The sequence below is a fragment of the Acinetobacter sp. YH12227 genome, from assembly GCF_013417785.1.
Classification (GTDB): Bacteria; Pseudomonadota; Gammaproteobacteria; order Pseudomonadales; family Moraxellaceae; genus Acinetobacter; species Acinetobacter gandensis.
Genome location: NZ_VPDH01000093.1, coordinates 1 through 10,866 on the forward strand (window position 1 = coordinate 1; position 10,866 = coordinate 10,866).

Consider the following 10,866-nt stretch of genomic DNA (forward strand, 5'->3'; position numbering starts at 1 on the left):
GATAATCTTTCTCGGATTCAATCAATAATTGAACCGCTCTTTCTCTGATTTCAGGGGTATATTTTACTTTTTTCATCGGGACATTCTCTCAGAAAGCTTGGTCTCCGACAAACCCGGTACGGTTCAAAAATCTTCCATTGATTTATTTATATCTGTTAAACCAGTCGCATTATGAAATGTAATATAAGTAGAAATTTCAGTATAAATGGTCATGATCTTTTCTAAATTTGAATATCTAAGCGTCTTCATTAATCAACCTTATTGATTATTAGTTTCTTCTTTTAAAGCTCTTTGTACTGTTGCTATCCCTACTTTAAACTTTTCTGCAACACCTCTAAATGTTGAATTTTCTTCAGCCATTGCTTTTCGTATTTCAACATAGTCAACCTTCCGCTTTCTTCCCTTATATAAGCCCTTCGCTTTGGCTTTTGCAATTCCTTCCTTTTGACGCTCACGGATCATGGAGCGTTCAAACTCTGCAAATGCAGCAAGCATCTGAAACATGAGTTTATTTATTGCCGATTGTGCTACATCATGACTGAAGGTCAAATTCTCTTTATGAAAAATAATGGTTATACCACGATCATTCAGACTATTCACAATTTCGTTCAGATCATTTGTATTACGTGCCAGACGATCAATACTATGAACATGCACCGTATCACCTTCACGCAGATAGTCGAGCATTGCATTTAACTGAGGACGTTCACGGCTACCACCGCTTGCCTTTTCAGTAAAGGTCTTATCCAGGCTGATTCCATCTAATTGACGTTCAGTATTTTGTTCAGTTGAACTGACTCGAATATATCCGACCTGATTAGGCATTCTGTACCGTTAGAGTTTAGATAATTAAATACATATTGTACCGAAATTAAATATTAAGTCTATAAATACGGTTTTTGAGTTGCTTTTTAAGACTTTATTTTGTTCCGTTAGGCTATACTCCAAATTTACATAATGTCGCATCTTCTGTGAAATCGTCTTTTCTACGCAAATAAACCTGATTTAAAGGCGAAACCTAACAATATTACAAGTAGCACTGTTAGCATTGCTTTAAGCCTAAAAATCGTATCATGAGCTATTTTAATTTTCTCCTTATACTCCACCTCTGACATTGAAAACTTATCCATTTCAGCCTGAATAGCATCCATATATTTTGAAATTTTTTCTAATTTTTCGCTCTGCTGTTCATTTTTAAGTGATAGCGCAGTATTGGATTGCTCCAGTTGTTTATTTAAATTGATCTGCTGAATAAGATTTTTCGCTTGATCGGCATTGATTTTTTGACTTTCCTCATTAAATTCATCCTGCTCTTTAGACTCTTGAATCAACTGCTTTGCTCTAGCAGTCAGTTTTATGTTTTTTTCTTTGAGGGCTTCATTCTCTTGTTCTAGAGATTCTTTAGCTTTTTCTATTGTAGAAAATTGCTTTTTAAAGTCGGTGAGCTGTCGCTGTAGCTCAATATTTTCCTCAAAGTGACTTGTCGCAACCTCATCAACTAAAAAATCACAATATTTAAAAAAATCGGCTTCAATCAGGGCAAAGGGCATGGCATGAGAAATTTTTAAATGCTCAACAATTTCATGCCAACTTTTACCCGTGCGGTACAGCTCGGTAATTTCATCCTGTCGGCTCTCAAGCCACCTACGTTTATTGAAATAAGGGGTTTTAGCCATCACTCAATATCCTTGTAAAAACTATCGCTATAAACATAGCCATCACTGCTTTTGGACGCTAAAAACCTCTTACCCTCCTCACTGCTTTTCCATGCCAAAAGTAGCTCTCTTGAGCTTTGATTGGCTTCGTCTTTAATAGCCCTAAAATATGTATGGATTTCAGTATTATTTTTAATTTTTGGAGTGGAAGCACGGACATAGCTTAGATTTAACTTTCGTCCACCTGCACCTAAAAAACTACGGTTCATTTTTGACTGAAAATAAGCCGTGAACATGCTATATAACTTACCGATCTGCACACGTACACCACGGTAGCCAATATAGCCCTCAAGGCTTAAAAGGTACTTTTCAAAATGTTCTTTTACATCCGTATTGGATTTATTTTTTTGAAAGCTATTTACCAAATTAACGCCACGTTGACGCACAGCCTCAAACGCTTCTTGCTTCAAACGCCATGTAAAGTTAGTCGCATGTTTGGTATTTTCACTTAAACCCATTTCTTGCAATTCTTTGATACTTTTGGCTCGTTTTGTGAGCTGTAAAAAAGTATATTCACCCACTGTTAAGGATATCTTTCCAAAGGTTTCAGCACCTTTGACCTGTTTAGAAATTTGATCATTTAAATAATCAAGATGATCATATTTATTCTGAATAATCACACCATCAGGCAAACGTAGAAGTAAGTCATTTACACGGCAAAGTAAAAGCAAAGTCGGGGGTCTAAGGGTATATAACTTATTTTCATTTTTCGATTTATCACGCAAGTAACGATAAAAATCAGCTTCGGTTAGATTTTCTTTCTGAAAACAACCGCCATTCGCAACGATGCAACAAAACGTACTTTGTCCGGACAGAAATTTTCGATACTGCTGTTGTGGTGTATTCAGCAAACCATAGCGGTCATTCCACTTTTCAAGCATGGATTCTGCATTACTAAAACTGCTCGGTTTAATCAAAATTCCCAAATCGTAACCTTTGCTGAAACATGCAAGGGTCGTATGAGTGAACTCTTTTATGCCAGTGGTGTAATAAATCATTTTTTCTTATTTAGTCCAAAAATTTAATTATCAATATACCTTCATTTGTAGATTCTTAAAGGTATTCCAAAGATTTTTTTAATAGTTATATCTAAAAGACTAGTTATAGGTAGTTATAACCGAATTATGCTATCGCATAATTAGCAGTTCCAAAAATTCGACTTGACATGGTATTTGATACGCATAAGATCAGATTTGTAGATATTGTTTTTTCGTTGGACTGCCAATCCATACATTCAATTTTCCTTAAAAATTGTTTGTTCATGGATTGCCAACCATGAACAAACAACATCACCCATTTTCGCAACGTGCCAAGTTGTGAAAATTTTTATCGGTGAAGCTGCGTGCGTGAGAAATCTAGCTGGCGCGGCTGCGATAGGGGCTGAGAGGTGTGACTCCTCTTTTCTACCTGTTACAAAAGTTATGTTCCTGTTTTTACAGGATGCAAGTAGGGCGACACGGACACGGGAATTGACGGGTTATCAGCGTTTAAAACATGCGACTGGTAACTTAGTGAATTAACCCTGTTTTATTTGTTACGGTGAGCCATCTCAAGGATTGGGTGAATGGCGTTAATAACCGCTTGGCAGATGCTTCGCAAGGGCATAGTCAAGGCGCACAGGTGGGCTTTTGAGGGCATCGTAAGGTGTCAGGGGCGTGAGGTGAATAACTGGATCGTTCGGTACTGTACGGTGATTTGCTGAATTCGTAGAGATACGTTGCAAATTGCTGACAGATCAATGGATAGCTCAAGCCTGTAAGGTCGTCTCTGTCAACATACAACTACAAAATAGTTGATGGCAGTCGATATGCGTAGAGTAAGTGCTTTACCTTATTAATTTAACTAGGAAATATAAGCTAGAAAAGACTTGGAACTGCGGTCTAGCGAAGTATGGAATTGATTTTAGTTAAGTTAGAGATAAGCGTACTACTCGATTTCAATGTTTTTTATTGAAATCAAAGACAAGTGAAACTAACGTGGGCGCACTTCACACCGTATGAGTTGTAGATATTTAATTTCTGATTGATGAGTTCACAGAAAAGCAATTCTAGGCAAACAACGAGGTGGTGATCGGTGACGGTCTTTAGAAGTGTTAGAGAATAGACCAGTACAAAACCTTAGCTACATCGAGGTTGCAGACAGTTCGAGCGAATAAAAACGTAAGCGCTGTTAATTGGGAAAGTCTATGCCGATAAGTTGGTGATGTTTAAGGTGATTGAAAACAGATTTTTTTCGGTAATATTCGAGTGGTATCAACATGCTTTGGCTAGCATGATTTACCGAAAAAACTGTCTTAAAATGATTCTACAATCGTGAAAATTAGTTGTCTTGGCCGACAATGATATTTTCAAACTGTTGATGCAGTATAAATACGTACAAACTAGTGGTTTTAAGAACCCAGCCCCTAAGGGGCTGGGTTTGTCTTTATAAAAATAACTCTATTTCGCTCTCATTTGCGATTTAAGCCACTTCATAGCAAAAACCATCATTTCATCACATGACTTTGTAATCGGGCTAAAAAACGCCATTTTAAGCCTTGTATAAGCATCTATAGAGCGAGTGTCTACGAGCGAACCACTAAAATTCGCGCCTAGACTCTCTGAAAAACCGTTTTTTAAGCTGTGAAGCCTAAATAAGCGTAAATCATATGCAGAAATTTGAGCCTAGACCGAGCGTAGCGAGTAAAAAAGCTCTATGAGCGAAGCGAATTCCGAGTTGCTTTTGATCTTGCTTTTGCTTTTTCTTAAATTCACGAAAACATAAACCAAAAAATTGCCCCGGCGAATCGAGCGAAAGCGAGATTCAATAGAGTTTGAGCGTAGCGAAAACCAAGGGCAATTTTTCATGCACTGGGCTTTTAATTACTTTTAATGTTTTTAAATACTTTTAGACTTCACAAAAGCCTTTATACATAAGGCTTTCAAGCCATATACCTTGACGTTTATCTTGTTATACCTTGACGTTTATCTTGTTATACCTTGACGTTTATCTTGTTATACCTTGACGTTTATCTTGCATACATGGACGTTTATCTTGTATATATGGACTCGGCAATACTACGTCCATTTTAAGGTCAAAAAATACACTTGCAAATTACCATAAGATATTGATAAATAACAAATTTAACTATTTTTAGATTTTTTAAATATGAATTAGATATTTTTTGACCAGAAAGAAATTTATTATCTAATAATAACTCCATATATTATTGTTTTTATTATAAATAAATAATTAAAAATATTATCTAATAATAATTTTTAAAAATATTTATTGCTAGCATACATGGACGTCTATCTTGTTAAACATGGACGTCTATCTTGTCCCCTTTAAATCATTGACATTAACTAGTAACGTCAATATATTGACTTGATTAGATGACGTCACAGTAATAAATCTGTATGAAACATAATATTGTTGTTAAAGATAATGCATTGATTAATGCTAGTTATAATTTAGATCTCACAGAGCAACGATTAATTCTTTTAGCTATTGTTGAAGCAAGACAAAGTGGTAAGGGTATTAATGCAAATGACCCTCTAGTAGTACATGCCGATAATTATGCAAATCAATTCAATGTCCATAAAAATACAGCCTATGCAACATTAAAAAGTGCATGTCACGCTCTGTTCTTAAGGCAGTTTAGTTACCAGCAAGGAAGTGCAGATAATATCGAATATGTGAAATCACGTTGGGTCAGCGAAATTCGCTATATTGAGAATGAAGGCATCGTTAAACTTATTTTCGCACCAGCTGTTGTTCCTCTAATTACACGATTAGAAAAACACTTTACCAAATATGAATTAGAGCAAATTAGTAATCTAAGCAGTGCTTATGCAATTCGCTTGTATGAATTGTTAGTATCTTGGCGTAGTACTGGAGAAACTCCCTTCTATGAATTAAATGATTTTCGAAAAATCTTGGGCGTCAAGGAAACAGATTATCCAATTATTTCAGATTTGAAGAAACGAGTTTTAGATATATCTATCAAACAATTAAATGAACATACAGATATCATTGTTCAATACGAGCAACATAAGAAAGGTAGATCTATTTCCGGATTTTCATTCACATTCAAACAAAAGAAAGTAATGAAGACACCAGCTAGTTCCGATGAAGTAAGTACTAAAAATGCTTTTTCTAAAATGACAGATGCTCAACGTCACTTATTTTCTAATAAACTTTCGGAATTACCTGAAATGAGTAAATACTCTCAGGGAACCGAAAGCTATCAGCAGTTTGCCATACGCATTGCTGAAATGCTTCAAAACCCAGAAAAGTTTAAAGAACTCTATCCTTATCTCCAAAAAGTAGGCTTCAAAGCTGCATAGAAGATAGACTTGCTGATTTGTCTATTAGACAGTCTAATAGACACTAATTTTTTACAAGATTAGGCAGAGATTTACACATGAAAAGCCTTACAGTTCTTGAGCTTTCTAAGCTTTACAATATTAATCGACAAACCATTTACAACAATATAAAGAAAGGTATTTTAAGTAAAAATTCTGATAATAAGATTGATCTTGCAGAAGCGATCCGGGTATTTGGTGAGCCAGTACAAAAACAGAGTGTAAAAGAAACTGTAAAAGTAGACAGTCCAAATTCGGCAGAAGTTTTACTCCTTAGACAGCAGATAGACCTGCTAAAAAATCAGCTAGATGATGCAAAAAATAGAGAAAGCTTCTATCAAAATCAAATTGAAACTATGCAACGCCTATTGGAAGCTCCAAAAACCAATACAACACAATCTGATGATCCTGGATCAACACAGGCAGAATCCACAGTAGAAGAAAAAGAGGACGTCATAGCTATGCCTCCTAAGGAATCAGAGGTTATCGAGAATAAGCGTATTCCAGTCCCTGAACATATTGAGCCAGAACCAGAAAAAAGGGGCTTTTGGAGCCGTTTTTTCAAGCCCTATGGATGATAGGACTATTTAATCAGACTAATCAAAACCGTGGAACAATGATCAATAATTGATCGTGAAACATAAAAAATCACTAAAATAGCCTGAGCGTGACTGCTTAGGCTGTTTTTACATCCATAAGACATTGTTTTAAAATGGTTTTTACAAAGCGTTTCGTATAACGCGTATTATGTTAATTTTAGATATTATTAAGAGTAACACTAACTTTGAGGCTTGGTTAATTCATTTAATCTACTTAAAGCAGGACCATAACTAGGTGCTCTTCTATACCAAAAAATTGCTTTTTGGACATCTTTCTCAGTTCCACAACCGTCTTCGTATCTTGTTCCAACCAGATAATTAGCTTCTTGATATCCCTGCTCTGCTACTTTTTCTAGCCAATATAATGATTTCACATAATCTTGTTCAGGGTAAACACCATAGCTATACATATTACTTAGCATCTTTTGGGACTCTATTAAATTTTTTTCCGCATTCGTCACAAGAGTTTTATATAAATATTCTAAAAATTTAATTTGGTGATCTTTACTATCAAAAAAGATGTCATCTTGTGTTGAAGTTAGAGATAACAATAAGTTATATGCTGCCATATGATAACTATTAAGAGCTTCAACATACCAATAAGCACTTTTTTGACAACTTTCATCTGTTAAATCAAGATTCTTATAATAGTTAGCAAGAATATACTGTGCTTCATTTTTTAAATTATAAGTATCTGTTCCACAATCTATATCTTTTACATTAGTGGCAGCTTTCAAGTACCAATACAGAGATTTCTCAATATTTTTCTCAACTTTCATACCGCTAAAATACATTTCGCCTAACAAAAATTGAGAGAATAGCGATTCTGAATTTGCTTTTTCAGTCAGACTCGCTACAAATTTATTAGCATCATGAGCCGTAAGTTTATGCTCAATAAAATACTGAAAGAAAGATAATATATTTTGTTGAGGAATTTCACTTTTATAGGAATTACAAAGACTTGAAAATATTTCCAAAGATTTATCGTAATCAATTGGAATAGCTTCTCCTAAACAATACATTGAAGCTAATCGAGATTTTGCTTCTTTATGACCTTGTACGGCAGCCAAACTATAGAATTGAAATGCTTTTTTAGGATCCCTATTTTTTCCTGTATTGTATTGTTCTCCTAATCTAAAGTTAGTGTATTTATCATTTTTAGAATTCTCAGTAGATCCTTTAGTGTTAAGTGAATAGGTCCATTTCCAAATGATATAAATGACTATTCCTACTATAGCTCCACAAATTAAAATCAAAATTATCCCCTATTTTTTAGACGTTATAGCAATCATTTAAATAACAAATTATATAGCTTTCTAAATGGCCTTTATTCCCTTTATAAACCTGAAAACTTTCATTTTTTAGTAATAAAAAGAAGCTTTTCCAATTTTTAGATTCTTCAATAGCAGTACTACACTGAGGATCAATATCACGAACAAGATCTAATAGACTTAACAACAATATTCGTAGACTTTTGATCATTTGATTTACATTTCTTGGATAAAAGTCAGCATGACCCACAACTGGCTCAGGTATTCGCATAATACTATCGTGATGACCAATACGATTTCTAAATGATTTAATTCTATTTAAGGTTTCTAAAATATTCTTTAAATGGTTTAAGTCAAAACCTTTCGTTGAGTATGGAAATATTTCTCTTAGATATGGTGTTATTAAGCTTCCTTGTCTCAACCATTCCAAACGTTTTAGAAGGCTAACCCAAAAGCCAAAACTCACTGATGCAACTAAATCATCATGAGTGAAAGAAGTTCTTCCCTTTTCAATATATTCACAAATGATTTTTATAAAATTTTGTCTATCTTTTTTACTCAATTGAAACGATGAGTGTAGATTATAATTTCTAGCATCAGGATAAAAATCATTTCCCGCTTGCTGGGCAATTGCCATATCTCGTTGAAGCTGACTTATTAAATTTGCTTGTCGGTGGCTGCCTACAATCCAATCATCCTGATTTGGATAACAGTTTAAAGAAGCCATTGCTCTATGAATTTTGCTACGAAATATGACTTCAAAATCACATAAAATCAGAAATGCTTCTGCAGCTAAATCCTGATGCCACTGATAGACTCCCTGAGTCTCACTTTCAGAATTGACATTAAAAAAAGTTTGATAGGTCTGTTTTCTAGGTATTGGAATAAGTAATGACATTAAGGTAAATGATTGCATTCAATTCGAAATTGCGTTAAATTGTACACGTTAAGTCTTATTAATTACGGTTGATAGGACAAAAAATTGAGTAAAAAGCCCGCTTAATAGTGGGCTTTTTGCTGTCTGTAGGTATGCATTTAACATAAAATCTCTTATGAGAAATCTAGTCGGTTGTAAGCCCCAAGTAGAAATGTCCGGTTTGATATGTTGGTGTCTATGTCGGATAGGCACCCAGAAGCATTCGAGGCAGATTTAAAATGAGGCTGTTTCGTGTCTAGGATACTGGGAGCAGTCCAATTCTAACTAAAAGGTGTCTATTCAGAATAAGCAATTCTAATATAAAAAATATATTAATTTTTCTTTATATATTCATACTTCTCTTTATCAAAAATAAAAATAGATTTGTGATCTATGCTTTTTATAACTGTACTATCGTCCTCATTTTTATCACCTTTAAAATGAATATATAAAGGGAAATATTCAGAGTTATCGTCATGAATACTCAGATCTGATGAATAATCATATACTAGAGGTGATTCTTCATCACCAATGGCAGCAGCATTTGATTCACCGGCTAATATATAAAATATTTGTATATAGTTATTTTCAGGGAGATGAATAATTTCCCAAAAACTTTCACTGTACCCTTGTCCAAGTGATTCATCAATAAGTGTATAATTTCCAACTAAATTTTTCCCCATTTTTTTTAGATGTGGAAAAAATTCTTTTGCATTCCATGACGGATAACCCCAAGTGCCAGTTGGGTAAGGGTCAAGAGGAGTACGACTGACAGCCTGAAATCCATTTTTAACTTTTTTGAAAGAGAATAACTCTATAATTCCCTGAGATGTACGGTATTGAATGATTTCACCATTTGATACAGCATGAGTTATTATTGGTACTAAATATCTTTGTTCATTATTAGAATTTTTATATGTGATAATATCATCCATATAAGCAACATATTCATATGTCACCTCTGTCATTCCCAGAGTTGAATCATCGATAATTTCTAGTTTAACTTGGTTGTTAGGTGATATTGAATATTGTCCTTCTAATAATCGCTTAGGAGTATCTAAACCAACATATATTTTTTTTGTGAAAGACTCATCATTCACATGTACTCTTAACATTTTATCTGAGTAAAATGCTCGAATAACATTTTTAAAAGATAAATCACTTAAAATGATTTCATCTAATTTAAGACTTTTAAAATCTTGTGCAACTGAAATTGATGTAGATATTAAGTATAAAAGCATTATAGTATAAATTAATTTTACTATTTTCATTTTTATCTCACAGAAATCTAGGATAGTCATATGTTAAAAGAATAATATATTTTTTATGAATAGCCACCAAAATTCTAGACACACATAACCATCTTTTGGACTGCCACCACTCTCCTAGACAAGTATCGTCTATTCTCTTTGCAAATACCTATACACCGCCTGCCGGCTGATACCAAACGCTTTTGCCAAATCAACTTTGGATGAATACTTATTTTCGTCCCAGGCTTGTCGCAGGGCTTGAGCCTGATCGGGATTCAATTTATGGACACGGCCTTTATATTTTCCTTGAGCTGCTGCGAGCTTAATCCCTTCTTTTTGACGTTCTAAGATAATTTCCCGTTCAAATTGAGCAAACGCTCCCATTAGCTGCAACATCAGGTTATCCATGGGAGTAGCTTGAGCAGTAAAGGTAATATTCTCTTTGATAAACTGGATAGCAACTCCTCTTTTGACAAGTTGATCAACCTCAGTAACTAAATCTTTCAGACTCCGGGCAAAACGATCCATAGAGTGAACAACAATCATGTCCCCTTCACGGACATAACTCAGCATTTCCTGAAATTTCGGGCGGGCAGTATTTTTTCCAGAAGCCTTATCAATAAAAACTCGGTCGACCTCAATGGCACTGTTGCAAATAGGCTGACATGATAAGCTAAATATCTTATTTATTTCGAGATACAGCAGATGAATCCCTTCCACGGTCGGCACTTTCAAGGTGAAATCATTCTTTGGGCTGTTCGTTGGTATT

The 10,866-nt window shown here is 34.5% G+C and carries 10 protein-coding genes; 3 read left to right on the forward strand and 7 right to left on the reverse strand.

The genetic code is table 11. The annotated features are described in order from the left end of the window. Positions 1 to 258: 258 nt before the first annotated feature. From FTV09_RS15590 to FTV09_RS15600, 3 genes are all read right to left on the reverse strand, one after another. Complete coding sequence (locus tag FTV09_RS15590) at positions 259 to 825, reverse strand: recombinase family protein (RefSeq protein WP_006581699.1); 567 nt, start codon at positions 823 to 825, stop codon at positions 259 to 261. 161 nt (positions 826 to 986) lie between these two features. Then, the gene (locus tag FTV09_RS15595; protein ID WP_180012498.1) at positions 987 to 1,676 is read right to left on the reverse strand and encodes a hypothetical protein; all 690 of its coding nucleotides are present in this window, start codon (positions 1,674 to 1,676) and stop codon (positions 987 to 989) included. Continuing rightward, positions 1,676 to 2,641 (reverse strand): hypothetical protein, encoded by a 966-nt coding sequence (locus tag FTV09_RS15600; protein ID WP_180058830.1) that lies wholly within the window; start codon positions 2,639 to 2,641, stop codon positions 1,676 to 1,678. Before FTV09_RS15600 ends, FTV09_RS15595 begins: the two co-directional genes overlap by 1 nt. A 276-nt stretch (positions 2,642 to 2,917) precedes the next feature. Between FTV09_RS15600 and FTV09_RS15605 the strand changes: the two genes are divergently transcribed. The 3 genes from FTV09_RS15605 to FTV09_RS15615 all read left to right on the forward strand — a co-directional run bounded on the left by FTV09_RS15605 (position 2,918) and on the right by FTV09_RS15615 (position 6,639). Beyond that, entirely contained in the window at positions 2,918 to 3,235 is a 318-nt protein-coding gene (locus FTV09_RS15605; RefSeq protein WP_180058831.1) for a hypothetical protein, read from the forward strand. A gap of 1,878 nt (positions 3,236 to 5,113) precedes the next feature. Next, entirely contained in the window at positions 5,114 to 6,043 is a 930-nt protein-coding gene (repM, locus tag FTV09_RS15610) for a replication initiation protein RepM (RefSeq protein WP_180058832.1), read from the forward strand. 77 nt (positions 6,044 to 6,120) lie between these two features. Further along, positions 6,121 to 6,639, forward strand: coding sequence for a plasmid replication DNA-binding protein (locus tag FTV09_RS15615; protein ID WP_104472902.1), 519 nt, complete (start codon positions 6,121 to 6,123; stop codon positions 6,637 to 6,639). A 200-nt stretch (positions 6,640 to 6,839) separates the two neighbouring features. Here the strand turns inward: FTV09_RS15615 and FTV09_RS15620 are convergent, their stop codons facing one another. From FTV09_RS15620 to FTV09_RS15635, 4 genes are all read right to left on the reverse strand, one after another. Beyond that, the gene (locus FTV09_RS15620; RefSeq protein ID WP_180058833.1) at positions 6,840 to 7,916 is read right to left on the reverse strand and encodes a tetratricopeptide repeat protein; all 1,077 of its coding nucleotides are present in this window, start codon (positions 7,914 to 7,916) and stop codon (positions 6,840 to 6,842) included. Positions 7,917 to 7,932: 16 nt separating this feature from the next. After that, positions 7,933 to 8,829, reverse strand: a complete 897-nt coding sequence (locus tag FTV09_RS15625; protein ID WP_257222918.1) for an Abi family protein — start codon at positions 8,827 to 8,829, stop codon at positions 7,933 to 7,935. A 350-nt stretch (positions 8,830 to 9,179) separates the two neighbouring features. Beyond that, positions 9,180 to 10,118, reverse strand: coding sequence for a hypothetical protein (locus FTV09_RS15630; RefSeq protein WP_180058835.1), 939 nt, complete (start codon positions 10,116 to 10,118; stop codon positions 9,180 to 9,182). A gap of 129 nt (positions 10,119 to 10,247) precedes the next feature. Continuing rightward, the gene (locus FTV09_RS15635; RefSeq protein WP_373687717.1) at positions 10,248 to 10,787 is read right to left on the reverse strand and encodes a recombinase family protein; all 540 of its coding nucleotides are present in this window, start codon (positions 10,785 to 10,787) and stop codon (positions 10,248 to 10,250) included. Positions 10,788 to 10,866 lie beyond the last annotated feature (79 nt).